Origin of the sequence: Terribacillus saccharophilus, assembly GCF_002272075.1 — a bacterium.
GTDB classification, from domain to species: Bacteria; Bacillota; Bacilli; order Bacillales; family Amphibacillaceae; genus Terribacillus; species Terribacillus saccharophilus_A.
The window spans coordinates 1-26459 of sequence record NZ_NPBJ01000021.1 but is presented as its reverse complement, the minus strand read 5'-3'; the positions used below and the strand labels follow the sequence as shown (position 1 = coordinate 26459).

The 26459-nt window shown below is 35.4% G+C and carries 22 protein-coding genes; 19 read left to right on the top strand and 3 right to left on the bottom strand.

Features of this window, described 5'->3' with window-relative positions; all coding sequences use genetic code 11:
* The first annotated feature begins 12 nt into the window (after positions 1–12).
* Complete coding sequence (locus tag CHH48_RS19535; RefSeq protein WP_176466436.1) at positions 13–174, top strand: hypothetical protein; 162 nt, start codon at positions 13–15, stop codon at positions 172–174.
* Here CHH48_RS19535 and CHH48_RS10455 read toward each other — a convergent pair.
* Entirely contained in the window at positions 168–1214 is a 1047-nt protein-coding gene (locus CHH48_RS10455) for a C40 family peptidase (RefSeq protein ID WP_095231844.1), read from the bottom strand. The two genes, CHH48_RS19535 and CHH48_RS10455, sit on opposite strands and share 7 nt — an antisense overlap.
* A gap of 330 nt (positions 1215–1544) precedes the next feature.
* Between CHH48_RS10455 and galU the strand changes: the two genes are divergently transcribed.
* The 14 genes from galU to CHH48_RS10385 all read left to right on the top strand — a co-directional run bounded on the left by galU (position 1545) and on the right by CHH48_RS10385 (position 15378).
* Positions 1545–2429 carry a UTP--glucose-1-phosphate uridylyltransferase GalU gene (galU, locus tag CHH48_RS10450; RefSeq protein ID WP_095219405.1) on the top strand — a complete coding sequence of 295 codons (885 nt, stop codon included), beginning with the start codon at positions 1545–1547 and terminating at the stop codon, positions 2427–2429.
* 320 nt (positions 2430–2749) lie between these two features.
* On the top strand, positions 2750–3517 hold the full coding sequence (locus tag CHH48_RS10445) for a YveK family protein (protein ID WP_095219406.1): 768 nt from the start codon (positions 2750–2752) through the stop codon (positions 3515–3517).
* A complete protein-coding gene (locus tag CHH48_RS10440) occupies positions 3492–4184 on the top strand; it encodes a CpsD/CapB family tyrosine-protein kinase (RefSeq protein WP_245840370.1) in 693 nt (230 codons plus the stop codon). Before CHH48_RS10445 ends, CHH48_RS10440 begins: the two co-directional genes overlap by 26 nt.
* A 107-nt stretch (positions 4185–4291) precedes the next feature.
* Positions 4292–5059, top strand: a complete 768-nt coding sequence (locus CHH48_RS10435; protein WP_095219408.1) for a tyrosine-protein phosphatase — start codon at positions 4292–4294, stop codon at positions 5057–5059.
* A 17-nt stretch (positions 5060–5076) separates the two neighbouring features.
* Positions 5077–5745 (top strand): sugar transferase, encoded by a 669-nt coding sequence (locus tag CHH48_RS10430; protein ID WP_095219409.1) that lies wholly within the window; start codon positions 5077–5079, stop codon positions 5743–5745.
* A 17-nt stretch (positions 5746–5762) separates the two neighbouring features.
* Entirely contained in the window at positions 5763–6905 is a 1143-nt protein-coding gene (locus tag CHH48_RS10425; protein WP_095219410.1) for a glycosyltransferase, read from the top strand.
* A 3-nt stretch (positions 6906–6908) separates the two neighbouring features.
* Positions 6909–8315, top strand: a complete 1407-nt coding sequence (locus CHH48_RS10420; RefSeq protein ID WP_095219411.1) for a lipopolysaccharide biosynthesis protein — start codon at positions 6909–6911, stop codon at positions 8313–8315.
* Between the two features lie 11 nt (positions 8316–8326).
* Positions 8327–9097, top strand: a complete 771-nt coding sequence (locus CHH48_RS10415) for a WecB/TagA/CpsF family glycosyltransferase (RefSeq protein ID WP_245840373.1) — start codon at positions 8327–8329, stop codon at positions 9095–9097.
* Between the two features lie 3 nt (positions 9098–9100).
* Complete coding sequence (locus tag CHH48_RS10410) at positions 9101–10165, top strand: glycosyltransferase family 4 protein (RefSeq protein ID WP_095219412.1); 1065 nt, start codon at positions 9101–9103, stop codon at positions 10163–10165.
* Positions 10162–10743, top strand: a complete 582-nt coding sequence (locus CHH48_RS10405) for a serine O-acetyltransferase (protein WP_217903024.1) — start codon at positions 10162–10164, stop codon at positions 10741–10743. Before CHH48_RS10410 ends, CHH48_RS10405 begins: the two co-directional genes overlap by 4 nt.
* A 17-nt stretch (positions 10744–10760) precedes the next feature.
* On the top strand, positions 10761–11795 hold the full coding sequence (locus CHH48_RS10400; protein ID WP_095219413.1) for a glycosyltransferase family 2 protein: 1035 nt from the start codon (positions 10761–10763) through the stop codon (positions 11793–11795).
* Between the two features lie 19 nt (positions 11796–11814).
* Positions 11815–13134: an O-antigen ligase family protein gene (locus tag CHH48_RS10395; protein ID WP_095219414.1), complete on the top strand. Its 1320-nt coding sequence runs from the start codon at positions 11815–11817 to the stop codon at positions 13132–13134.
* Positions 13103–13993: a beta-1,6-N-acetylglucosaminyltransferase gene (locus CHH48_RS10390; RefSeq protein WP_095267110.1), complete on the top strand. Its 891-nt coding sequence runs from the start codon at positions 13103–13105 to the stop codon at positions 13991–13993. The genes CHH48_RS10395 and CHH48_RS10390 overlap by 32 nt, the downstream gene beginning before the upstream one ends.
* 11 nt (positions 13994–14004) lie before the next feature.
* Positions 14005–15378 carry a sugar phosphate nucleotidyltransferase gene (locus tag CHH48_RS10385; protein WP_095219422.1) on the top strand — a complete coding sequence of 458 codons (1374 nt, stop codon included), beginning with the start codon at positions 14005–14007 and terminating at the stop codon, positions 15376–15378.
* A 435-nt stretch (positions 15379–15813) separates the two neighbouring features.
* Here CHH48_RS10385 and CHH48_RS10380 read toward each other — a convergent pair whose 3' ends face one another.
* Complete coding sequence (locus CHH48_RS10380; RefSeq protein ID WP_095219423.1) at positions 15814–17799, bottom strand: hypothetical protein; 1986 nt, start codon at positions 17797–17799, stop codon at positions 15814–15816.
* Positions 17800–18017: 218 nt separating this feature from the next.
* On the opposite strand from CHH48_RS10380, the gene CHH48_RS10375 reads away from it, so the two are divergent.
* The 4 genes from CHH48_RS10375 (at position 18018) to CHH48_RS10360 (ending at position 24579) form a co-directional block, all read left to right on the top strand.
* A complete protein-coding gene (locus tag CHH48_RS10375) occupies positions 18018–18965 on the top strand; it encodes an LCP family protein (protein ID WP_245840444.1) in 948 nt (315 codons plus the stop codon).
* 98 nt (positions 18966–19063) lie between these two features.
* Positions 19064–19993, top strand: coding sequence for an LCP family glycopolymer transferase (locus tag CHH48_RS10370; protein WP_095219424.1), 930 nt, complete (start codon positions 19064–19066; stop codon positions 19991–19993).
* Between the two features lie 280 nt (positions 19994–20273).
* The gene (locus CHH48_RS10365; protein WP_095219425.1) at positions 20274–23822 is read left to right on the top strand and encodes a bifunctional glycosyltransferase/CDP-glycerol:glycerophosphate glycerophosphotransferase; all 3549 of its coding nucleotides are present in this window, start codon (positions 20274–20276) and stop codon (positions 23820–23822) included.
* The gene (locus CHH48_RS10360; RefSeq protein WP_095219426.1) at positions 23815–24579 is read left to right on the top strand and encodes a DUF6270 domain-containing protein; all 765 of its coding nucleotides are present in this window, start codon (positions 23815–23817) and stop codon (positions 24577–24579) included. The genes CHH48_RS10365 and CHH48_RS10360 overlap by 8 nt, the downstream gene beginning before the upstream one ends.
* A gap of 58 nt (positions 24580–24637) precedes the next feature.
* On the opposite strand, the gene CHH48_RS10355 is transcribed toward CHH48_RS10360, so the two are convergent.
* Positions 24638–26287, bottom strand: a complete 1650-nt coding sequence (locus CHH48_RS10355) for a Na/Pi cotransporter family protein (RefSeq protein WP_095219427.1) — start codon at positions 26285–26287, stop codon at positions 24638–24640.
* Between the last annotated feature and the right edge of the window lie 172 nt (positions 26288–26459).

Below are 26459 nucleotides of genomic sequence, written 5' to 3'. Positions count from 1 at the left end.
GGAGGGAACGACATGTTCCAGATTGTTTTCTATCTCATTGGTGTCCTCGTAATGCTGTTCCTGGTAGCAGAAATAGCTCGCCAGCTGACAGATCTTCGCCAGCTTATCACGCCTGAAAACAAAAGAAAAAAGCCTGAGACAGAAGGATCTGTCCCAAGCTTTTATGATCAATAGAAACGTTTGTAGCTATCGAAGTGCTTCGCGTAGTAAGAGTTGCTTGTGCTTGTGATACGTACACCATCGTTATCCGCGTGGATGAACTGACCGCCGCCAAGGTAGATACCCATATGAGAGATACCAGCTTTATACGTACCTTTGAAGAAGATCAAGTCACCAGGCTGCGGTGAGCTTACATAGTAAGAACGGTTGAAGTAACCTTCCGCAGATGTACGGGAGATATCATATCCAGCATTCTTAAATGCATAATAGATGAATCCGCTGCAGTCGAAGCCAGCAGTTGAAGAACCGCCCCATACATATGGTTTGCCAAGCTGAGATTTAGCAACGCTGATCAGCTTGTCCACACTCTTAGAAGTCTGTGCAGAATCCACTTGTGTGTTATTCGCAGGCTTCGAAGAAGAAGATGAACCGCTGCTTGCTTTACCATTGATCTTCAATGTTTGACCAACGCGGATCACATCAGAAGATAGGTTGTTCCAGCTTTTCAGGTTCGCAACAGAAACGCCGTTGTTGTTTGCAATCTTCCATAGTGAGTCACCAGACTTCACTTTGTAAGAGGAAGATGAGCTGCTGGATGAGCTTCCAGAATTGGAGGAAGAGCTGTTATTCGATGAAGACGAAGAAGAGCCTCCTGCAGAAACCTTCAGCTTATCACCAGGGTAGATCAAGTATCCGGAGATATTATTCCATTTTTTCAAGTTGCTTAGAGAAATTTTATGTTTAGCTGCAATACCACTCAACGTATCACCGGATTTAACAGTATATGTAGATGCACTGCTAGAAGATGATGAAGATGTATTAGGCTTATTCGTAGAGCTGGATGAACCAGATGTTTGTAATACTTGGTTAGGGAAAATCAAGTCACTCTTCAAGTTGTTGATTTTTCTTAATTCGGAAACAGAAGTGTCATATTTGCTAGCAATCTTCCAGAGCGAGTCGCCCTTCTGAACTTTGTATGATGCAGCGTCAACAGTTGTGGCATATGAACTAGCAATTACCGCAGTAGCAGCAAGGGTAACAATCGTCTTTTTCATTCTAGTAACGTTCTCCTTTATTTTCATAATCCATAGAAATTAATCATACTATAGCATAATTTGGCACCTAGATTACCAGAATTTACGTCATTGTAATGTAAATGTAATATTAAACTCGTATATTGTAGGGAAATGTAGAAGGGTTGTTATTGAGTGAATATAATAAATATGTTACTATTTTTACAGTTTCAGTAAGCGGATAAGGACTTTTGTATGAGTTGTAATACATCTTCATCGATAAAGTTTTATCTTTATTGTATAGGGAAGTATAATTCGTACGAAACACTCTAAACGCATTCTACATATACTACATAAAGAGGTGCAGAACACATGAGAATCAAAAAGGCAATTATCCCAGCTGCAGGTTTAGGAACTCGTTTCCTTCCAGCAACTAAAGCACAACCGAAGGAAATGCTGCCAATCGTAGACAAACCAACAATTCAGTACATTGTCGAGGAAGCTGTTAAATCTGGTATCGAAGATATTATCATTGTAAGCGGCCGCGGTAAACGCGCAATCGAAGACCACTTCGATAAATCCTACGAGCTTGAAGATCAGTTAATTAAGAAAGACAAAATGAAGATGCTGGAGGAAATCCAAGACATTTCTAACCTAGCTGATATTCACTATATCCGTCAAAAAGAAGCAAAAGGTCTTGGCCATGCGATCGCTACTGCTAAGAAATTTATCGGTAATGAGCCATTCGCTGTTTTGCTTGGTGATGACATCGTGAAAACAGATGGAACACCAGCGTTGAAACAATTGACTGATGCTTTCGAAAAGTATCGCGGTTCTGTAGTAGGTGTACAGCAAGTACCAGACTCTGAAGTATCTAAGTATGGAGTTGTTGCTCCACAAGGATCAACAAGTGAACCGAATCTTTTGCAAGTAAGTGATTTGGTTGAAAAACCTAAGTTAGAGGATGCGCCTTCTAACTATGCAATCATGGGTCGTTATGTATTGACTCCAGAAATCTTTGATATCCTGGAAACTCTCCCTCCAGGTGCAGGTGGCGAGATTCAATTGACAGATGCGATTAAAGAATTGAACAAGAAACAAGCAGTTTATGCTTGTGAGTTCACAGGTGATCGTTATGATGTTGGGGATAAATTTGGATTCATCAAGGCAACAATCGAGTTTGCGCTTGATCGTCCAGACCTTAAGGACCAACTGCAGGATTACCTAAACAAGTCTGTAGTAACAGAAAATAACTAATTTGAAGCAGAAAAACGAGTCTAATACCCTAGACTCGTTTTTTTATTTATTTTAGGTAATTATAACCCCGGACTGGGAAATATGTGGTATACTCTACTATGTTTTTGAAGTTTCACCATAAAAAAGGAACTATATATTATACGGGTATCACTTGAAAAATCAATAGTATTTCGCAGCGCTTACATTTTTTCGACAAAATCAGTCATTGCAAGGCTTGGGAAACCCGATATAATAAAAAAGTACTTATTTATCTAAAAGTTATTATTTTTTCTTTGTCTTGGAACTTATTATTTTAGGCATTACTCATCGGAGGGACATGAATGGAAGAGACAATCTCTTTAAAGGAAATTTTTGCTATACTAAGGAAACGAATTTTAATGATTATTTCATTAATTATAAGTTTTGCTGCCATTGCATTTTTAGTTAGTTATTTTTTGATTACCCCAACTTATGAAGCTAGTGCTTCTGTTGTCGTTAACCAAGAAGAAAATGTAGATGTTTCTACACTGAATAACGCTATTCAGTCTAATATCAGTTTAATTAATACATATAAAATTGTAATGATAAGTCCAGTTATCTTAGATGAAGTTTCAAAAGAAATGAATCTATCACTTTCTTCTAGTGCATTAGCTGAGAAGATAGAGGTTACATCAGAAGCTGATACGCAAATCATAACTGTGACTGCAACTGATACAAGTCAGGCAAAAGCAGCGGAGCTTGCAAATACTACAGTAACTGTTTTTCAGAATGAGATTCCAGAATTAATGAATTTAGAAAATGTTAAGCCTTTATCTCTTGCTGAAGCATCAGAGAATCCATCTCCAGCAAGTCCTAACATACTGTTAAACACTGCGATTGCTCTTGTAGTTGGTGCAGTAATAGGAATAGGTTTGGCATTCCTTTTAGAGTATATGGACAATACTGTTAAAACGGAATCAGATATAGATAAGCGCTTAGGTATACCTGTCATAGGAATTATCAGTCATATGACTGAAGAAGATATGAAAACTAATAAGCAGCATGCACCAAATAAAAACCGGCGACAAGTTAGGGGAGATTATCGTGGTCAAAAGAAAAAAACAGTTTAAAACAAATGTCCGTTCTCTCATAACAAAATTCAATCCTAAATCACCGATATCAGAACAATACCGTACGATTAGGACAAATATTGAGTTTGCTTCCGTGGATCAGGATATTCATTCTATATTAGTGACTTCCTCTGGACCATCTGAAGGTAAGTCGTCAACTACGGCTAATTTAAGTGTTGTTTTCGCTCAGCAAGGAAAAAAAGTCTTACTAATTGATGGCGATTTAAGAAAGCCAACTGTACATTATACTTTTAAATTAGATAACCGTATTGGGCTTAGCACAGTGCTTGTCGGTGAAAAGTCATTGGAAGAAACAGTTAAAGAAACTGACATCCCTAATTTAAATATACTTACTTGTGGACCAATTCCACCCAATCCGTCTGAACTTTTAGGATCCAAAGCTATGGAACAAATGTTTCAGCTAGCTCAAAAAAATTACGATGTTATTATATTTGATACGCCACCAGTGTTAGCTGTGACAGATGCTCAAATCCTTGCTAACGTTTGTGATGGATCCCTCATAGTAGCAAGAAGTAATCAAACAGAATTTGAAGCTATTCAAAAGGCTAGGGAATTGATGGAGTTAGCTAAAGCAAAACTTCTTGGGGTTGTTTTAAATGATGTGCCTCAAAAAAAATCTAACACGTATTACTATTATGGTAGTTAACATCTGGAATAAATCCTCGTCAATCGAGGATTTATTTTCGGGGATTATATAGGAAAAAGGTCATTGCCTTTTCCTGATACATGGGAAATTGAAAGGTGAGATTAATTATGATAGATATTCATTGTCATATACTTCCGGGGATGGATGATGGAGCACGTACTTTAGATGATAGTATAGAAATGGCAAGAGCAGCGGTAGCTCAGGGTATCCATACAATTGTTGCTACTCCACATCATAAGAACAATCAGTTTAATAATTTTCGCGAAGATATACTATTGCAAGTAGACAAGTTAAATCGAGTTTTACATGAAAAGCAGATACCTTTAGAAATTCTACCTGGTCAAGAAACAAGAATTTATGGTGACTTAATTGAGGACTTAGGTACTCAAGAGATTTTACCAGTGAATTCAAGTTCCCCTTATATTTTGATCGAATTACCGACCTCATCAGTGCCTAAATATACCAAAAAAATCCTTTATGATCTTCAATTGGAAGGATTCACACCAATTATTGTTCATCCGGAAAGAAATACTGAATTAATATCTAACCCCGAAAAGTTATATGATTTTATTAAGAGTGGCGTGTTATCTCAAGTTACAGCTGCTAGTTTAGTTGGTAAGTTTGGAAAAAAGATAAAAAAATTCAGCCTAGAAATAGTACAATCTAACCTTTCTCATTTTATTGCTTCAGACGCACATAATGTACTAAGTCGAGGATTTGTTATGGAAGAAGCATTGTTTGAAGTCGAGAAACTCTTTGGTTCAGATACTGTTTATACTTTTATGGAAAACGCAAACAAGGTAATTAAGGGCGAAACAATAATAGGGGATCCTCCAGAGATGATAATACGTAAAAAATTCCTACGAATATTTTGATAGGGGAGGGGTTTTAAATGGCAGAGTCAAAACAGCATGTATATGAAGTCGATAAAAGTACAGTATTATCTAATCAAAGTAAAGTATATTTAATGTCTAAACGAATTATGGATATCAACCTTGCTTTAATTGGTGTTATTTTATTAATTCCTTTATTTATAGTGATCGCAGTTCTAATAAAAATTGAAGATAAAAAAGGGCCAATAATGTTCAAACAAGTTAGAGTTGGGGTAGAAGGCAAAACGTTCTATATGTATAAATTCCGCTCAATGGTCTCTAATGCAGAAGACCTTTTAGAAGATTTATTGATCCATAATGAAGCCAGTGGACCTTTATTTAAGATGAAAAAAGATCCAAGGATAACTAAAATAGGCGGCTTCCTTCGTAAAACTAGCTTGGATGAATTACCTCAGTTGTTTAACGTGTTATTAGGAGATATGTCTCTAGTTGGTCCGCGTCCTGCCCTTCCAAAAGAGGTAGAGGCTTATTCACTACATGAACGAAAGCGTCTTAATGTATTACCAGGTTTAACTTGTTATTGGCAGGTTCAAGGTCGGAGTAATCTTACATTTCAAGAACAAGTAGAATTAGATATAAAGTATATTTGTACAAGAAATCTCTTGATCGATATAAAACTAATTATGAAAACATTTATCGTGCTATTTGGTTCTAAAGATGCTTATTAACAGAGGAGTTTTTTTATATGGCTAAAATAAGTATCGTAAATGAAGGATTTGGATTAGGTGGCGTAGAAAGAGTTGCAACATTGCTAGCAAATGGTTTAGATTCTTTAGGCCATAAAGTTCATTTAATTGACTTTACTTCTGATGGGAACATTTTTTATGAAACAAAAGACAGTATAAGGATAAAACATTTAAGAAAAAGAAAGACACATAGAAAAGTACGTTATAAATATGAATTTTGGAAGTATAATCTGTCTGGTACACCAATAAAATCCATTAATTTATACAAAGAGCAATGTTTGGACCTTATAAATATAATCAACCAAAATCAGTATGACTTTGTCATATTGTGTCAAGGTACATTGACCTCATTATTACCATATATTAAAAAAGGTATTAAGAACACAAAAATTATTGTTTGGCAACACAATGAATTTAATATATATATGGATAAATATTACAAAAGTGTATCAGATGACTATAAAAGAGGATTAAAAATGGCTGACTTGGTTGTTTGTTTGACAAAGAAAGATGAAATGCTGTTTAAGAAATACAATGATAATACTACTCATATATATAATCCATTAACTATTAAGACAAATGAAATAAGTAATCTCCATCATAAAAATATAGTCTTTATATCAAGGCTTAGCTTGGAACAAAAAGGCTTGGATTATTTAGTTGAAGTGGCTAGGAATTTAAGTGAAGGTTGGAAATTACATATTGCAGGTGATGGTCCAGATCGTGAATGGTTGGAAGAACAAATAGTTAAATACAACTTAATAAACAAAGTAGTTATTCACGGACGAATGGATCCAGATAATATCATTGAGTTATATCTATTAAGCTCACTATTTATCTCTACCTCAAGATGGGAAGGTTTTGGTTTAGTCCTTACAGAAGCAATGAGTGTAGGTCTACCAATCGTCGCATTTAAAAATCAGGGACCTTCAGAAATATTAGCTGATGGCAAGTATGGAGTTCTAATTGAAAAGGGGAATACGAGAAAGTTTTGTGAAGTAATAAATGGTTTAACCTCCTCCCTTGAGCAGAGAACTAAGTACCAAGAATTAAGTTTAAAAAGAGTGAAAGATTTCGATACCAAAGAAATAACTCAACAATGGGATACCCAATTTAAAAAAATAAATGGAAGAAATGATTAATAATTGAACAACTTTGTTAAAAGATTAATTGCTTTTTCCGCTGGTCCAATAATTGGTGCGGGAATTAGCTTTATAACAATACCTCTAACAACATACTTTATAAGTCCAGAAGAATACGGTAAAGCTAGCCTTTTTGTCTTATTTCAGATGCTTTTCGCTACCATAATTTACTTAGGGTTGGATCAATCTTATACAAGAGAGTATAACGAATCGGATAACAAAAAGGTTCTATTGCAAAATGCGTTAATTATACCTTTACTATTGTCATTATTTTTGTTTCTCTTGATAGCTATTTTTCACAAAAACGTGTCTTTATTATTATTTAAATCGGAAATTTATACAATACCGGTTCTATTATTTGGTATTATGATAATATTTATGGTTACTGAAAGATTTATTCTATTGTCAGTAAGAATGGAAGAGAAAGCATTAGAATATTCAATCTTGAATATTCTAGTCAAATTTGTAACTTTAATCGGGACCCTAGTAATAGTCTATTTTGTTAGACGTGATTTTCTTACTGTTATATATTCAGCAACATTGGGGCAAATAATAGGAGATATGTTCCTTATTATTAAATATAGAGATTTGCTTAATTTCAGACATTATAAACCAGACTTTAGCCTGAAAAAAAATATGTTGAAATTCGGGTTGCCTATTCTTGTAGCAGCTTCTATTACAAGCCTTTTGAACTCCTTAGATAGAATATTTCTGAGAACATACAGCGATTTCTATCAACTTGGAATATATACGGCTACTCTTAGGATTGTGGCTACATTAAATATAGTTCAAAACAGCTTTACAAGTTTTTGGGTTCCTACTGCTTATAGGTGGCATCAATCTGGAAAAGATATTAAATATTTTAAGATAGTAAGTGACGGGATATTATTTGTAATGTCAATGCTGTTTATGTTTATAGTGACATTCAAAGATTTTATTGTAACGCTATTATCTAGTGAATATATTGATGCTAAATTTATTGTAGCTTTTCTATGCTTGCAACCAATTATGTATACAGTTAGTGAAACAACATGTTTAGGAATTGTATTTTCCAGAAAAAGTTATATGAATATATGGATATCTTTATTATCCATTATTCCTAATATTGTACTTAATATACTGTTGACACCTATTTATGGAGCTATAGGTACAGCAATTGCTACAGCAGTTTCTTATTTTGTTTTCTTCTGGGGCAGAACCTATTTCTCTAGAAGGACTGGGCTTAAATTCAATGTAATAAAACACCTGGTGGTTTTCTGTTTAGTATTTGTAGTGTGCTTTATAAACTTAACTAAAAACAATGAAGTTCTTTATTGGAACATCTTACTTACTCTGTTTATTGGAGCTGTTCAATATAAAACTATTAAAAATACAATTCCTTTTTTAGTCAAAAAAAACATTGAAAAATAGGGGGATGTTTGATGAATGATAAGATAACAATTTTTGGTATCACATTTGATAATGTAACGATGAATGAAGCAATAATTAAAATTGATAAAGAAATCCAGAAAAATAAGAAGACAAATAGTACTGGATTCGTTGTAACTCCAAATGTAGATCATTTAGTGAATATTAGAAAAGACGAAGAGTTTAGAAAAATATATAAAGAAGCTAACCTAAAATTTGTTGATGGAATGCCCATACTGTTCCTATCAAAATTTTTCAAAAAGCCTTTTAAAGAGAAAGTATCTGGTTCAGATTTAACACCTAGAATAATGGAATTAGCATATCAAAAAGAATATAAAGTTTTTATATTCGGTTCTAAAGAGGGAGTTGCTGAATTGGCGGCGAAAAAATGTAAGGAGATTTATGGACAAGAAATTCATATTGATGTACTAAGTCCAGAATTCGGATTTGAAAAAAATCTTGAATTAATAGAAAGCTATAAGGAAATCATTAAAATTTCATCACCTGATATTTTATTGGTATCTCTTGGTTCTCCAAAGGGAGAATACTTCATAGCTAGTATACAAGACTTGAATATACCAATCTCACTACAGGTAGGAGCTTCAATCGACTTTATAGCAGGTACAGTAAAAAGAGCACCGGTGTGGATGCAAAGATTCGGGTTAGAATGGTTTTATAGATTCATAAAGGAACCAAAAAGAATGTTTAAAAGATATTTTGTTAATGACATGAAATTTATAAATATAGTAGCATACGAACTATTTAGCAAAAAGGACAGGAGATAAATTATGATTAAGAAGAACGTACTAATGGTAGGTTCAAGTACAGATGTAAAAGGCGGTATGACAACTGTTGTAAATTCATTCTTAAAATATAAATCAAATCGCTATAATTTAAGTTACATTGCCACTCATAAAGACTTTAGAAACAGTGCATTTAAATTGATTTACTTTGGTTTACAATTATTAAAAGTTATATATTCTCTTATCTTTAAACAAGTTGATATTGTTCATATGCATCTCTCGGAGCGAGGAAGTTTCCAAAGGAAATATATTATTTTCAAATTGGCTAGATTATTTAATAAAAAAGTGATAACTCATACTCACGGAGCAGAATTTGAATCTTATTTTAATGGTTCAAACAATAAAAATAAGATCAAGATTAAAGAATTGCTATCCAATTCGGATGCAGTTATTGCTTTGGGAACTAATTGGGAAAATATAATAAAAAAGATTGAGTCTAGTTCTAGAACGATTATCCTTAGAAATGCAGTAGACTTACCTATTCCCTTTGAAAAGTCATACAATAATAAGAAACATATTATACTATTTCTCGCTGTTTTAATAGAGAGAAAAGGAATATTAGATTTAATAGAAGCAGCAAAATTTATAACTAAAAACGGTAATGTGGAATTTGTTATTGCTGGTGATGGTGAATTATTTGAAGAGTCAGTTAAAGTTGTTAAATCTGCAGGCTTAGAGAAAAAGTTTAAATTTGTAGGTTGGGTTAATGAGAAGGAAAAGAATGATTTACTTAGAAGAGCAGATCTATTTGTGCTTCCTTCTTATAATGAAGGCTTACCATTATCTATATTAGAAGCAATGAGCTTTTACTTGCCAATAGTTTCTACAAATGTAGGAAGTATAGATGAAGCTGTTAAGAATAAAGAGAATGGTGAATTAGTTCAACCTGGCAGTGTAAAGGAATTAGAAAAAGCAATCTTAAATGTTCTTGAGCCAAAAAACTTATTGAATTATTCAAAGAAATCCAGACAGATGGCTGAGGAAATGTTTGATAACAAGGAATATTTTTTAAAGATAGAAAAATTATATGCCTCAGTAACAGAAGGATGATTATTGTGATTCAAAATAAAGATGACTTAAAAAATTATCTCGCTGCAGATAAACAAGCTTTGGGTTTTACAAGAAAGTTTCCACGGCCAATAGTGGATGATATTTGGAAATTCCAGATATTATTGAGAAAATTAGAATACAATATTAATTGTAAAAAAGGTATTCATAATAGAGTGAAGACGCTATATTTAAAATATAAATTTCACAAGCTTTCGCAAAAACTTGGTTTTGAAATTCCGACTAATGTTTTTGGACCAGGGCTATCCATAGCACATCGAGGTACTATTATTGTTAATAGCGGTTCAAAGGTAGGTGCGAATTGCCGTATACATGCTAATGTTAATATAGGCACTGGAAAAGATACTAGCTTAGTCGATGTCCCAACTATTGGAGACAATGTGTATATCGGACCAGGTGCTAAAATATATGGAGCAATTAATATTAAAGATAACGTAGCAATAGGTGCAAATGCGGTTGTCAATAAAGATGTAGATAGTAATGTCACTGTAGCAGGTGTTCCGGCAAAAATCATTAATCAAAAGGGTTCAAAAGGATTATTGTTTAGATATCATAAGTAAGGAGTGAGGTGAATTAGATGAAAACACCTTTAGTTAGCGTTTTTATACCATTGTACAACGCAGAAGAATACATTGAAGAAACAATAGCAAGTATTCTTGCACAGTCTTATATAAATTTGGAGATAGTGATTGTAAATGATGGATCGAAAGATAGATCTAGGGAGATAGTTAATTCAATAAAAGACAATAGAATTCGACTAATGGATAACGAAAAAAATATGGGACTTCCCTATACTAGAAATGTTGGTTTACGGGAAGCGAAAGGTAAATACTTAGCCATATTGGACGCAGATGACTTAGCGCATAAGGATCGGTTGAGAGACCAAGTGTATTACTTAGAGAAATTTCCTGATTGTAAGGCTGTAGTTACAGATTATAAAGAATTTGGTCGTAAATTTAATAGACGAAGAAAGATTCCTTATAATAGTAATGAGGAATTAAGAATATCCTTATTGTTTAAGAACCGAATTGGTAATTCAACCGGAATGATTAGAGTAAGGGACTTAAAAGACGAATACGAGTATAATCCGAAGTATTTTGTACTACAAGATTATGAATTTTGGTCTAGGCTTGCCTATAAGAATGAAATAGGAATAATACACAAGACGTTAACTTTTTATAGAACAGGACACGTAAATATAACAAAGAAATCTTTAACTGAAAGATTCGAAAAGAGAAGGAAATTACTTCAGGAGATACATGTAGACTCTTTTAATCGATATAAATTTATACTCAGTAAAGAGGAACAAGAGATTTTTACAAGCATTTTTAATCCAGATACACATGAGGACTATGGTTCTTATAACCGACTTTTAAGCGTATTGGAAAATTTAATTAACCAGAACAAAAAAAAGAAAATTACGTCAACTAATGTATTTGAACGTGTATGTAAAGAGGAGTTGTTAGATTCTATAGCCAATAGTAAATTAAGATTCATAGAAATTAGTAGTTTATTTAAAAAAGTATCTAATACATTATTTGAGATTTCTTTAAAGCAAAAATTAAAAGTATACTTAATTCTTTCTGCAAAAAAATTAATCAGAAAATATTAATGGCTGATGAGGAGTATATATGGATATTATTTTATTAATCTTTTTTTTATTCTGCTACTTCTTTACTATAAAATTGATAAGTAAGACAGATCAACAAAACAAGCTCATATGTTCTGTATTACCCATCATATTTTTTAACTTTTATCTCGGAATAGGTCATACTACCATAGTAAATGGAGAAAAAATTGGTGTTGGGGTAAATGTTATTACTATTTCTTTAATAGTTCTAGTGATTTTTATGGTAAACGGTAATAGCTTAAAACTGGACTACGGTATAGTCTTCTTTCTCTCTATGTTTTTTGTTCTTATATTAGATTTATTATATAGGGCAGTAGATCTCCCTTCTTATTATTCTATTCTATTTACATATATAACACTATTTACTTTATACTTAATTTTTAAATCCACACAAAATCTAAAAATCGGAAAATTTCTGTATCTATTTAATTTTATATCCATCTTTAATAGCTTATTAAGTTTAGCTCAATTAGTCACCAAGAAAAAGTTATTAATCGGTGGATTTAATGACAGTATTTTGTATACTGAAGGTGCTATAGATTCCTTGAGAGTTACTGGAATAGCGGGAACCAATAATGCTGCCGGTAACTTTAGTGCATTGTTAGTATGTATAACTCTCTTTAACTTTTTAAAATATAAGGATAAAACGAGTCTTATCGCCCTGATTTTCAACCTACTTTTTTCAGCTTTAACATTAACAAGAATTGGCTATCTAGGTATACTTATTGAATTTATAGTGTTTTTAGCATTCTATTGGAGTAAAAAGAGAAAAGATGTTCTAAGAAGAATTATAATTTATTGTTTTTCTGTACCTATTATAGGCTTAGTATTACTTGTATCTGCTGATTACTTAATAAATAAATTGGTTACTCAAAGGGGAGATACACAATCTTCTCGTTTTATACAATATGAAAGAGTTTTTGATTATGCAATGCCTAACAATTGGTTTACAGGCATTGGCACGGGTCAATACCAAGCGTACCTAAAAAATAATTTTTTTATTAGTGATATTAACATTCACTCTCAATACATAAATACATTAGCCGAAAATGGTCTAATTATATTTGTTTTGTACGTGATATTTAATTTTTGGTTGCTTATAAAGATATGGAGAAAACAAAATGATAAATTAATTAGAATTTTTTCTTTGGCTTTCTTTATAGCAAATTTGATTTGTAGTAACTTTAATCCTAATCAATACTATTTCGTAAATAATGTTTTATATTACTTTGTGATGTTTAGTTTACTATTCGGTCAAGTATCTAAAGAGAAAGAGAGTAGGAATCACAATGAAATTAGCTTACATAATTTTAGCTCATAATAATGAATTGCATTTGAAAAGATTAATAAGAAAGCTTGATAGTGAAAATTCTAGTTTCTTCTTACATATAGATAAAAAAAGTTCAATCACTCTTAGTGGTTTAGGTAATTTAGAAGGTAATTTATATATAATGGAAGAAAGATATGATGTTAAATGGGGTGGATTTAGCATTGTAAATGTGGAAATAGAATTGTTAAGGTTAGCGAGGAGTAAAGGTCAACATGATTTTTATATTTTAATGAGCGGTGTTGATTATCCAATCAAATCAAATGAAGATATTTCGGTGTTCTTTGAAAATAATAAGATGAAAAATTTTATCAATGTTACAAAAATGCCCAATAATAACAAATCTCTAGATAGAGTCTTTTATTATCATATTGAAGGAGGATTTAGAAACAGAACCCTTAGCGGACTCTTTAAAAGAATTATTAATAAAGTTATAGTTAACTCAAAAATAAAGAGAAAATTTCCATTATTGTATCAAGGTTATGATTACTTTGCAGGCAGTCAATGGTGGTGTTTTAATACAGTCTTTACAGACTATCTCTTGGAATTTTTAGACAAAAATAAACAGTTTGTAAGATTCTATAAAAATACATTTATACCAGATGAAATGTTTTTTCAGACTATTATAATGAATTCTCCTTTTGCTAATACTGTTGAACCAGGTTTAACTTTTACAGATTGGAATTTAGGGAAACCTCCTTATCCATCCTTAATAGATAATATACATTTTCCAATAATAAAGAGAGAAATAGATTATGTCTCTGAATATGGACAGAAACAATACTTGTATGCTCGGAAATTCAATGATCATTCAAAAGGTATTATAGAGAAAATAGACCAAATAATCGGCTAAGGGTGATTTTAATGAAAATTATACTTCTATCAGGTGGATCTGGTCAAAGATTATGGCCGTTATCTAATGACTCTCGCTCAAAACAATTTCTAAAAGTTTTGGATAATCCTGAAACGGATACACGAGAATCTATGGTTCAAAGAGTATGGAGGCAATTAAATGAAATTGGGCTGTCTGAAGATGCAATAATCGCAACAAACTATACGCAATCAGAAATACTAAAAAATCAATTGGGGGAAGATGTCCCAATAGTTATAGAACCAGATCGTAGAGATACTTTTGCAGCAATTTCCCTTGCTGTGACATATTTGTATAAATACAAAAGTTTAAAAGAAGACGAAGTTATTACAGTGTTACCTGTTGACCCTTTTGTTGAGCAAGACTTTTTTACACAAATTAAAGGATTGGAAAACTTAATAGATTCTAATAATAGTGATTTAGCACTAATTGGTGTGAAACCAACATTTCCATCTGAGAAATACGGTTATATTCTCCCAGGTAAAGAAGTGAAAAATGGATTTGAAGTTAATAAATTTGTAGAGAAACCTAGTAAAGAGTATGCTGAACAGCTAATGAAAAAAAATGCCTTGTGGAATTGTGGCGTTTTTGCTTTTAGAGTTAGCTATATACTCGATTATCTAGATTGTATAAATATAAATAATGATTATGACTATCTACTAGAAAATTATAGTTCTATACCTAAAAATAGTTTTGATTATGAAGTGGTAGAATCCATGCGTAATATAGTCGTTACACAGTATAATGGCGAATGGAAAGACTTAGGAACTTGGAACACCCTTTCAGAAGAGATGTCAGTTAATGTCAATGGTAAAGGGATTTTAGGTCAGGATACTTTGAATACGCATATAATAAATGAGTTAGACATTCCAGTGGTAGTTATTGGAATAGATAATGCCATAATATCATCTAGCTATGAAGGGATACTAGTTTCTAGTAAAGAATTAAGTCCAAAAGTAAAGAATTATATAAATGAATTTCCTACAAGACCTATGTACGAAGAAAAAAGATGGGGGTGGTATAGAGTTTTAGAATACACTAAGCATGTTGAAGGTAATGAAACATTGGTTAAAAGGATTGGTATTGAAAGAGAATATAATGTGGATTATCTAGTGCACTACAATAGCAGTAAGATATGGACTATAGTAAAAGGAGAAGGAATTTTTGCCATTGACGGTAAGCTAGAGCATATTAGAGCTGGAGATGTTATTAAGATTTCTCTCTCTCAAAAACACTCAGTGAAAGCAATCACAGATTTAGAGATTATAGAAGTTCAAACTGGGAAGCACCTCACAGAAAACGACAATCATACTATTACACAAGAATGGGGAAAAATTGAAGATATGTGTAGTGTAAATATAAAATGAAACTATAGTTGAAATATGAAGAACTCAAGCTTGATACAGCGATCGATCGAATTAGAGACTTACATAGCAAACTGAATGATAAAGTGAAGCCATGGAGTTATAATAATGACTCAAATGAAATCCTTTAAAGTATGAATAGGTGTAATTTTATTACTATCCAATTTAATTCTAACCCAATATGTGATTTGTTAATTTATACCAGATAAGTATTATGTTCGGTCTAATGGTACAGGAGTAGATTTATATTAAATTAGGATGATGGAAAGGAAGTGTCCAAACAGTTCGGAAATCAAATGGCTTATACGCTAATGCAGAACAATTGGAAGATGGTAGAAGGAGCAATAGTCGTTCGAGATGAGCCAGAGAAACTCAACAGAAGAGGATTAAAACGGATATTTTAAGCAAGGGGCACACAGGTATTCCTGTGTGCCTTTTTTATGAGCATAATATATTGGTAAGCTGCTGTATGGCTTTTTTCTGATGCCGATAGAATGTAGCTCTGCTCATATTGCACATTTCGGCTGCTCGTATTGCGTTATCCGGAAAGCGGATAAAACTAATCCAGAGAACCTCTCGCTGGTCGGGAGTAAGCTGATCTGATTGTTCCATTAACGACATAATCTTCTTTTGGACAGAATGTCCATTTGCACAATCAGTAAAGTAGTCTGCGTATTTTTCTAAGTCAGTTGTTGATTTAATGGAGTGCAGCAGTTTCCGTGTTTTCTCTATTGTTAAAGTAAGAGCCTGCTTTTGGTTAATTGGTACCAAATCGAAAATCCAGTCTTCAAATGCCCCTTTTCGAAGGTCTAATTCCAATACTTCTGCCTTTGCCCAGGATGTATCACAACGTATATCTCCTGCCGGACGACTTTGGAAGCCAATGGTTCGCAGGAATTGCCTGAAAGATTCGTTTGTTGCAACGAGAATGGCGCGTTTGCCAGGTGCTAGCTTTGCAAGCTGTTCCATTATAAGCATGCCTGTTAATTCCTGTCTTGTATAAGAGAGGTGGTGCTCGGTTGCTGTAATAAGAATCGGAACAAACGTATCTGCTTGCAAAGCTGCTTGTCTGCACCCTTCTGGTGTGAAGCAGGCATCCAGATCAGCACGGAAATGATGCAATAAAAGTGGTGCAGTCTTTGTTGAAAAATGCACCGTGATGAACATCCCTGTTGGTAGATGTTGCTGATTACGTAATAAAAGAATGCTATCAGGGTCCAGTTGAATTAGTGCATCCAGGAACTTATGATAATTCTGGTTATGTTCAGGATCTACACTATATGAACACCACTCTTCTATTAAGTCATGTAAAATCGGTATGTCACTTTCGACGATATGGTCCGTCTCTACTTGGGTAATAGTAGAGGTGAAGCTTAAATATGCGTTATTTTTTGGCCATGTATCTCTGTTCATTTTGAGTAGCGCAGACGTTATTATGGCTCTATCGGTAAAAGAAGTATCAGTTAATTGCTGATAAAGTACCTGCATACATTTACGATGAAGGCTTGCCAGGCGGCTTGGTTCTCGCATCTGAAAGTCTTGTTTTAGGTGAGTTTTAGCGATTTCATGCAGCTTCAACCCATACGGATGCAAATCTATAAAGGATAGCTTCTGCAAAGCACGATATTCATCGAGACATATTGGGCGTTGTAATACCGCTGCCAGCATCTCCTGATTGGCATATTCCATCACGATCAACACCTCTAATAATGGATGCAGAGAAACAGCTGTCACTTCTCTCAGAAACTTAGCACTGATTGTTTGACTCACGAGACGTAAGTCAGCTTTCCTGCTCTTTGTTACCATATCGACAGCTAGTGCAAGTCCTAAAGGAAATCCATCAGATTTGGAAGCTAATTGATGAGCCTGTTTCGGTGGTAAACTAGAAACAGCGTTAATATAGTTTAAAGTCTCCTCATATGTAAAATGAGTAAGTGGTAAAGAAACGGTCCTGATATGCGGAGAAGCTACTGATTTTCTCGTTGCAAGGACAATACCAATTCCTTTAGCCGCCATATGAGGAAGAAATGCGTTGATAAACCAACTGTGTAGAGCTGTTAATTCATCAAAATGATCCAAGTATAAAATAATTTTCTTTTGAAGCGGATTATGAATAAGTACATCAATGGATGCACCATGCTGATAAGGGTGTATCAGCATATGAATATATTCCATAAAACCGGAAGGCGTCTGTGGACAAACACTTCCGTCTAGGAAAATTGTATGTATTCCTTTAGTTTTTGTATCATGGTTCATTTTTGCTAAGAGGGCACTTTTTCCGATTCCACCCATGCCCGATACGACGAACAATGTGGAGACAGCCTGATATTCCGCTAACCAGTTGTGGTATATAGCAAGTTCCTTGTTCCGGCCAACGAAAACATGTTGCCGGACAACTGGTTCTAAAGGCAATAATTCCTCCACTCCAATCGCTCCTTTTAATTGTTATATGTTACAAGAAACATAAGTATATATTACTATAAAACCCTATTATATATGACAAAAGTTACAAAAATAGACAAAAGTAATTTTATTCTGTTTTTTTAAAGTGGATATTTTTTGCAAAACTTATAAAAACTATATTCCACTAATACTTTTCATGCTATTATCTTTAGTAGGTATTTTTAGAAAGGCGGATTATCGTGACTTTACAGCGTCAGACGCGCAAGAAGAAAAAAGTGCGTAAATTCAGAGTGTTTATGATGGTATTCCTGATCGCTTTCTTAGCAATCGGAGGTTATGCTGCTTATGAATATATTTCTGCTTCGCGTGCTGCGAATGCAGATAATAACCTTAGTGATGAAGTGGAATTTAATGGCTCAGATGAGAATGTAGATAATGTGAATGTACTCGTACTCGGAAGTGATTCTCGTGGAGGAGATAGTGCCCGGGCAGACACGATCATGATTGCCAATTACAGTTCAGATACAAAGCAGCCGAAACTGATATCTATCATGCGTGATACGTATGTGAATATTCCGGGTTATGGATATAACAAGATAAACGCTGCTTATTCAATTGGCGGACCAGAGCTTGTTCGGAAGACAGTTACAGAAAACTTTGGAATTGACATTAATTATTATGCTGAAATTGACTTCAAAGGCTTTGAAAAGCTCGTTGATGCAGTTGCGCCAGATGGCATTGAGGTAACAGTAACACCAGAAATGACAACTGACCAAAAAGCATTAGGTGTACAGCTAACAGAAGGTACACAGAGACTTCATGGTGAGGAGCTATTAGCTTATAGCCGTTTTCGTCATGATGCAAATGGAGACTATGGCCGGGTGCAGCGTCAGCAGGAAGTCCTCGGTAAACTGAAAGAAGAAGTTGCCAGTGTGACGACTGTTGGTAAGCTGCCGAAGATGATTGGGATTGCTAATGGATACGTAAGTACAAATGTCCGCAACGGTTTGCTGTTGTCTATGGGTACAGATGTCTTGAGAGGAAAGACGGAAGATATGCAGACGATGCGTATTCCAATGGATGACACATATCATGATAACCGTTACGACGTCGGAGCAGTGTTGGAGTTCAATGTTGGCGGTTTGGAACAGAATGCACAGGAAGCTCAAACTTTCTTGAATCAGTAATACTTAAATAGACCTCTTCTTTTTTAGTAAAATATTGAAAAAAGAAGAGGTTTTTCATGATATAATTTAATTTCCAGTGGTAACAGAATAAGGGGGAAATGGTTTTGGGTAGGAAAGATAAACGCAAGAAGAAAAGAACCTGGCTGAAAGTGACCTTAAGTATTATAGCGATATTAATAATTGCAGTAGCAGCAACAGGCATCTATGCTGCAAATAAAGCGAAGACAACAGTCAACACGATGCAAAAAGACTCAGACTCAATTGATAAGAAACAATCAATAACAAAAGTGAAAGATCAAGAGAAATTGAATGTTTTGCTTCTTGGTGTGGATCAGCGCGAAGACGATGCTGGACGTTCCGATGCATTAATGGTTTTGTCTCTTGATCCATCTAATGATTCTATGAAACTAATAAGTATCCCTCGTGACTCACGTACAGAAATCGTAGGTCATGGAACGACAGATAAGATTAACCACGCATACGCTTTTGGCGGGGTTGATATGGCAATTGATACGGTAGAGAACTTCCTTGATACTGATATCGATTATTTCGCTGAAATGAACATGGAAGGTCTTTCTGACTTTGTCGATGCAGTTGGCGGGATTACTGTTAATAATCAGCTTGATTGGATCGATGAAGGGTACTACGAAAAGGGCTATCATTACGCACAAGGAGAAATCCAGCTGGATGGACCAAAGGCTATGGGCTATGTTCGTATGCGTCACTTGGATCCGGATGGTGACTTTGGACGTAATGCACGTCAGCGTCAGGTAATCCAAGCTGTAATCGACAAAGGTGCTAGTATCAACTCTGTAAGTAAGATTGATGATATCCTCGGAGCATTAGGCAACAATGTCGAGACGAATATGGACTTCTCTACGATGACAGACTTATTCAAGAATTACAGGAATGTACGTCAAAACTCAGAGAATTACCAGATGCAAGGTGCTGGTACAACGATTGATGGCGTGTATTATTATGAGATAACACAGGATGAACGAGATAAAGTGCATGATATGATTTCATAAGAAGATTTCAATTAAAAAGCTTTTACCCAATTTATTAGGGTGAAGGCTTTTTTATGTTGATCATTATAAGAAAAAATCCGGTTCATGGTCTTAATTAAGTTGAAACACCTCAAAATCTTGCTAGATTTGAGGTGTTTTCCTTTAGTAGAACTGGTTTTTATTTAGGGGCTTAAGTCACAAACTAATAAATATTTTACAATTTCTTAAAAAATATGTAGTTTATTGTTAATTTGTTGTAAAGTGGTTATTGTAGACACCTCTTTAGGAAGGAGCAACAATTATGGAAATAAACAATCAGCCTACTATATCGGTTATTATGCCTGTTTATAACGTTAATAGTTATATTAGACATGTTCTGGATTCCATTATTGCGCAGCGTGGATGGATGCTTTCAAAGGAAATAATTATTGTGGATGATGGTTCTACAGACGGGACTTTAGATACAGTTTTATTATATCAAAATGAATACGATTACATAAGGGTGATTCATACAAGTAATAAGGGGCCGGGCTTTGCTAGGAACGAAGGGATGAAATTAGCCCAAGGTGAATATATCATTTTTGCCGATGGAGATGATTACATTCCAGAGGGTGCCTATGCAAAGATGCTCCACTATGCTCGACACTGTCTTTCTGACATTGTTGTTGGCAATGTACAGCGATTTTCTAACGCAAGGGGTGTATTTAACAGCGGATTGCATAAGAAGATTTTCGAAGATACGCAGGAAGATACCCATATTCTGACGTATCATAATCTCCTTTATGATACGACTTCCTGGAACAAGCTGTTCCGCCGGACATTCTTGCTGGAAAATCAGCTCACGTTTCCAGAAGATGTACTGTATGAGGATATTCCATTTAATATGGCAGCCCACTTGATGTCCAATAAAACAACGATTATTGAGAATATCGTCTATCACTGGCGCCTGCGGGATGGGTTGGATAGATCCATTACACAATCCAGGGACGAACTGAAGAATTTCAATGATCGAATGGAAATGGTTCATGCTTTTGATAAGATAATCGAGGATATGCTCGCTAAAGGCCAGCACATCCCTGCTGCATTCTTGGAAGCAAAAGAGAAAAAAATCCTGACGCTGGATCTTATGCTGTACATTGACACGTTAGAAAAATACGACAAACAAGATCAGCTTACAATTATTACTGTGATCAGCAGCTATCTGGATACATTAAAAACGGATGTCTTATCCAAACTGATTGCAAAGGATCGGATCAAGTACCACTACATACGAAACAGAGATATGGAAGGACTTTTAGGTTTTCTGAATTCAGGTATGAAGTTTACAGAAATTCCTGTTACACGCTGGAGCAAAGAGAAAAGGTTTAAGCTCCGGAAAAGCCTTGGCGCAGGGTTACCATTGCAATTAAGCAGTGTAGAGCATGACGTTTCCCCTTTTACGAAGATAAAAGAAGCATCTGTAACGGACACAAAGCTCGTGATTGATTTTGTCGCATTCCTAAGAAGGGCGAATTCGAAGAAAGTGGTTGTAAGAGCTTTTCTGGAAGATATCGGAGGAAAACAGCAAACAGAAATCAAGATAAGGTTAGCCAAAAACAAGCGGAATACCTTGGCTTATGGAGAAGGGAAAAGCTCTTATCTGTTTAAACGGTTTGATAATTATGATCAATCTGATGGCAGGGTTATCATCGATCTTCAAGACAAATTGAGTAAAAGTATCATTTCGGAAGATGCGAAGATTCGGCTGGAGTTTTCTTTTAATGGAAAGACGTATTCAGCATTTTTAGCTAATCCGGTAAAAGGAAATAAACCACGCCCGTTACCATATGTGCAAGATAACGCTATTTATAAGTTCAAATATAATGCGGCTTGGCAATTGAAAATAAAAAGTGAAGCAATTGAGGCAAGAATAGCGGATTTTGAAATGAAACGAGATACGCTGCTGCTGTATGTTGAAAAATTTACAGAGCGAGATTTTGCCCTGAATCTAACCTCAACAGAAGCTGGTAAACTGGAGTATATAATCAAACCTCAAAAAGAGGAAGAAGGCAAATATGTATTTGCTGTCGATATGAACCGAGCTGACTTAATCAGACATAAGTTTGATGTGCAAGGTATCTATTTGGACGAAATCGAAGTATTTCCTATACCTATGAGCGACACAGCCGCAAGATATATTCCTATCATTGGAGAGAGTAAAGAAGTTCAGTTCCAAAAAGATACGAACAATAATCTCTCGATACGATTCTCAGATGAACACAGTCCGTTTTTGCGCAAAGCTGAATTTGTGAAAGGTAAATTGCAGCTAATGATTGAGATGCGTCATCAACAAGGGCAAACAGAAGCGCAGGAATATCTGTCTATAAGAGATAATATCAATGACCTTCACATTCCAGCTGCGAGCACCTCTTTGACGGATGCTGGATACAAAACTTTGGCGTTTGAAGTCTCCTTGGATCATCTTAATGAAAAGCTCACTGGTAACAGCAGCTTGCAGATCCTTCTTGGGCATGTCAGGGATGATGAGGTAGTTGAAAATCCTGTTATAAGTGACGAAGCCAAAATTGATAAAACGAAGTGGCACCGCTCAGAGCTGAAGCTGGTAAGCAATGCTTCCAGTCATTTGAGACTGACACGCAAAAAGAAGAAGACTTACTTTGAAGATGGACCGCGGAGAAAAATGCTTCTAGAGAGATATATTTACCCAATTATGCGCACCCTTCCGATGCGGAAAAACTATATTATGCTGGAGTCATTCTGGGGGAGAACTCCTGCATGTAATCCATTGGCTATATATGAGTATATGCGTGATCAGGACAGCAATTATACATTCATTTTCAGTACGAATGATCCATTGTACAAAGCAGATCATCCAAATGCCGTCGTCGTGAATCGGTTATCTCTCAAGTATTATTACTACTTGGCTGTAAGTAAATTCTTCATTAATAATGTAAACTGGCCATTGCAATACAAGAAAAGAAAACAGGCCGTTGAGATACAGACACTGCACGGTACTTTCTTGAAGACGATGGGGTTAGATGTGAAAAACGAAGTAGATACACAAAAGAAACTGCAAGACTTTCGAACACGGCACAGCAGATGGGATTATCTTATTTCCCCAAGTCCATTCATGACGCAAACAGCAAGAAGAGTGTTCGAATACCAAGATAAACCTGTACTGGAGATCGGAACGCCGAGGAATGATATTTTATTCGGTGCAGATGACGAACAGGTAACAGCTATCAAAACGAAAATCGGAATACCAGCTGAAAAGAAAGTGATTCTGTATGCCCCTACTTACCGTGCCAAGACAGATGATACGCTGCACCTGGAAATCGAGAAGATGAAAGAACAGCTTGGAGACGACTATGTCTTGTTGATTCGAATGCATTATTTTGTTTCTAATAATATCAAGTTCGATGACCATGATGGCTTTGTCATGAATATGGCTACATATCCGAATGTGAATGAGCTTTATTTGATATCAGATATTATGATAACGGATTATTCTTCTACCATGTTTGATTATGCTATTACAAGAAAGCCGATGATTTTCTTTACGTATGATTATCAATACTATAAAAATGATTTGCGCGGCATGTATCTTGATTTTGAAAAAGAAGCACCAGGTCCGATGTTTGAAAAGACGAGTGATATTGTGGATTACATTCAGCAAATCGACCAACAGAGAGCGTTATTTGCTGAGAAAGAACAGCTGTTCTTCGAGCGTTATGCCCAGTTCGAAACTGGAAATGCGGCGAAGCAAGTCAATGATCTTATTGCAAGTTTACAAAAGAAAAGAAGCATGATTTCTAACATGCAAAGAGGCGTAGTAAAACCTGATGCATAACATCTCAGTGTATGGGAGCTGCGTTTCTAGGGATGTATTCAACAGCAGATTTGTTCCTGATCATAAAGAGCATTTCCAGCTTGTTTCTGATCAGCAGCACGTCAGCTTGATTTCTTTGATGTCTCCTTCGATCATTATCGATACAGATCATGTAGAAGGAGATGTCAGCCCTTTTTATCAAGAGGTCTTCAAACAGGATATGAATAAATCTTATCTGAATAAGCTGATTGAAACACAACCGAATTGGCTGTTGTTGGACTTCTATACAGATGCTTATTACGGAGCTTGTATGCTGAAGGACGGAACTTATATTACGAATAAGCTATGGCAATACAGAAAGTTGAATGCTTTTGAACAGCTGTCTCCTATAAAATCATTTTCGTTCAAAGAGAATACAATAGAGTTTTTGACTCTATGGAAAAAGGCTTTCGATGCATTCATCCGTGAAATAGATATACTGAGCTCTAGCACAAAAATAATTGTAAATAGAGCAAAATTCATCGATAACTTAGTTGTTGGTGGGGAAGAGACGCTTTTATCAAATATGAGGCAAGATCCATTTAATATTGATCATATCAACTATATCTGGAGTATGATGGATGATTACGCTATTACGTATCATCGGGCTTATGCGTTGGATTTTGAGAAGGATAACTATCATTTGATCGATACGCATCCATGGGGGAAGTTTTATGTGCATTATGATGAAACGTATTATTTGAATGTGAGGAATAAACTTATAGAGATTATGAAATAGCAGCTGTTCCTTACATAAGATAAGAGCTCCTGTCCGATACGGACAGGAGCTCTTATTTTTAGTTCACTGTATGCATGTGCTTCGATTCCCCAAGCACAGCTTCTGCGATATTCACTGCATGGTCCCCGATGCGTTCGAGGTTGCTGATGATGTCGATGAAGACAATACCAGATTGGCCGCTGCAGGAGCCTTCTGTCAGACGCTGTATATGCTGTTTACGCAGCTTGCGTTCGAGCATGTCGATTTTCTTTTCTTGTTCGACAACTATTTTAGCTTGATTTTTATCATTATTTTGCAAGGAAAGCATAGCATCCTTCACTGTGTCGGTAGTGAGAAGGAACATTTCAGTCAGATCTTCCATTGCAGAGCTGGAGATTTTGACTTTGTTCGATTGCTGATACTCAACGAGCTCAATGATGTTCTCGAAATGGTCACCAATTCGTTCGATATCGCTTACTGCATCGATCAATGCACCATGCTCTTCCGATTCCTGAGCAGAAAGCGACTCAGCCGAAATTCGGACAAGATAGTCCATGATCTTGCGGTCGAAGTTGTTAATGGCTTCTTCTATTTGGTAAGCACTATTAGCATGTTTCACTTGTTTCGTCTGCAAGAATTGATTTGTTTCTTCCAAACCTTGGACAGCCACTTCTCCCATACGTACCACTTCTTGCTTTGCATTGCCTAATGCCACAGAAGGTGATTGCTGGATCATGACTGGGTCCAGTCCTTTTGTATTGTAGGCAACCACCTTATCCTCACCTGGAATCAATTTCGTAACAATCCAAGCGAGAACAGCAACAAATGGAATCTGAATCAACGTGTTCGTGATATTAAACGTTCCATGTGCAAATGCAATGGTCATACTTGGGTTCAGATCCCATGCTGACTGCATCCAGTTTACAAGTGCAGTATACGGGATAAGCAGGATCAAGAAGATCACACTACCAATCAAGTTAAATAATACATGTGTTGCGGCTGCTCTTCTTGCTGCAATAGATGCACCGATAGAAGCAAGCACAGCCGTAATCGTCGTTCCGAGATTATCTCCGAACAGAATTGGCAAGGCTGCCTGCAAATCAACAAGCCCTTCCGTATAAAGACCTTGCAGAATACCGATTGTTGCGCTAGAGCTTTGAACAACGACCGTGAATAGCGTACCAGCCACGACTGCCAAAATTGGGTTGTCGCTTAGCTGCACAGTTAGGTCATGGAAAGATTCCAGGCTGCGAAGCGGCTTCATAGCTCCGCTCATCAGTTCAAGTCCATAGAACAATGCACCAAAACCGAAGAAGATTTGACCAATGTTATTGATTTTTTTGTTTTTAAAGAAGAATAGCATTAGTGCTCCGGCGGCTAGGATTGGCAGTGAATACGCACCAACATCCAAACCGATGATGAATGCAGTAATAGTTGTACCGATATTGGCACCCATGATAACGCCAATCGCCTGACGCAGCGTCATAAAACCAGCACTAACCAAGCTGACCGTTATTACGGTTGTACCTGAACTGCTTTGGATCAGGACCGTAACGAGAATACCGGCAAGTACCCCCATAAGCGGGTTAGTCGTGAATTTATCCAAAATATCGCGTAATTTATCTCCAGCCGATCTTTGGAGTCCATCTCCCATCGACTTGATACCGAAAAGGAAGATACCTAATCCTCCAATAAAAGAGAAGATTATTTCCTGTAAATTTATATCCAAGTTTTTCACCCCTAAGGTTAATAATCTGTCACAAACACGACTATTATGTCTAATTGTTAAAGGTATGTAAAGGCAATTATGAAAGGATTTACAAAAGCTTTACAAAAGTCTGAGGAAGTCATGTGATTATTGTTATTTAAAGGAAGAAATGCAAATAAAAAAGAGCTGTTCC

Bases quoted from the DNA above. Each gene is read 5' to 3' on its own strand.
- CHH48_RS10395 (WP_095219414.1), top strand. From the start codon at position 11,815: ATGGATATTATTTTATTAATCTTTTTTTTATTCTGCTACTTCTTTACT.
- CHH48_RS10410 (WP_095219412.1), top strand. From the start codon at position 9,101: ATGATTAAGAAGAACGTACTAATGGTAGGTTCAAGTACAGATGTAAAA.
- CHH48_RS10370 (WP_095219424.1), top strand. From the start codon at position 19,064: ATGGTTTTGGGTAGGAAAGATAAACGCAAGAAGAAAAGAACCTGGCTG.
- CHH48_RS10425 (WP_095219410.1), top strand. From the start codon at position 5,763: ATGGCTAAAATAAGTATCGTAAATGAAGGATTTGGATTAGGTGGCGTA.
- CHH48_RS10365 (WP_095219425.1), top strand. From the start codon at position 20,274: ATGGAAATAAACAATCAGCCTACTATATCGGTTATTATGCCTGTTTAT.
- CHH48_RS10455 (WP_095231844.1), bottom strand. From the start codon at position 1,214: ATGAAAAAGACGATTGTTACCCTTGCTGCTACTGCGGTAATTGCTAGT.
- galU (WP_095219405.1), top strand. From the start codon at position 1,545: ATGAGAATCAAAAAGGCAATTATCCCAGCTGCAGGTTTAGGAACTCGT.
- CHH48_RS10385 (WP_095219422.1), top strand. From the start codon at position 14,005: ATGAAAATTATACTTCTATCAGGTGGATCTGGTCAAAGATTATGGCCG.
- CHH48_RS10415 (WP_245840373.1), top strand. From the start codon at position 8,327: ATGAATGATAAGATAACAATTTTTGGTATCACATTTGATAATGTAACG.
- CHH48_RS10445 (WP_095219406.1), top strand. From the start codon at position 2,750: ATGGAAGAGACAATCTCTTTAAAGGAAATTTTTGCTATACTAAGGAAA.
- CHH48_RS10400 (WP_095219413.1), top strand. From the start codon at position 10,761: ATGAAAACACCTTTAGTTAGCGTTTTTATACCATTGTACAACGCAGAA.
- CHH48_RS10390 (WP_095267110.1), top strand. From the start codon at position 13,103: ATGAAATTAGCTTACATAATTTTAGCTCATAATAATGAATTGCATTTG.
- CHH48_RS10430 (WP_095219409.1), top strand. From the start codon at position 5,077: ATGGCAGAGTCAAAACAGCATGTATATGAAGTCGATAAAAGTACAGTA.
- CHH48_RS19535 (WP_176466436.1), top strand. From the start codon at position 13: ATGTTCCAGATTGTTTTCTATCTCATTGGTGTCCTCGTAATGCTGTTC.
- CHH48_RS10360 (WP_095219426.1), top strand. From the start codon at position 23,815: ATGCATAACATCTCAGTGTATGGGAGCTGCGTTTCTAGGGATGTATTC.
- CHH48_RS10405 (WP_217903024.1), top strand. From the start codon at position 10,162: ATGATTATTGTGATTCAAAATAAAGATGACTTAAAAAATTATCTCGCT.
- CHH48_RS10435 (WP_095219408.1), top strand. From the start codon at position 4,292: ATGATAGATATTCATTGTCATATACTTCCGGGGATGGATGATGGAGCA.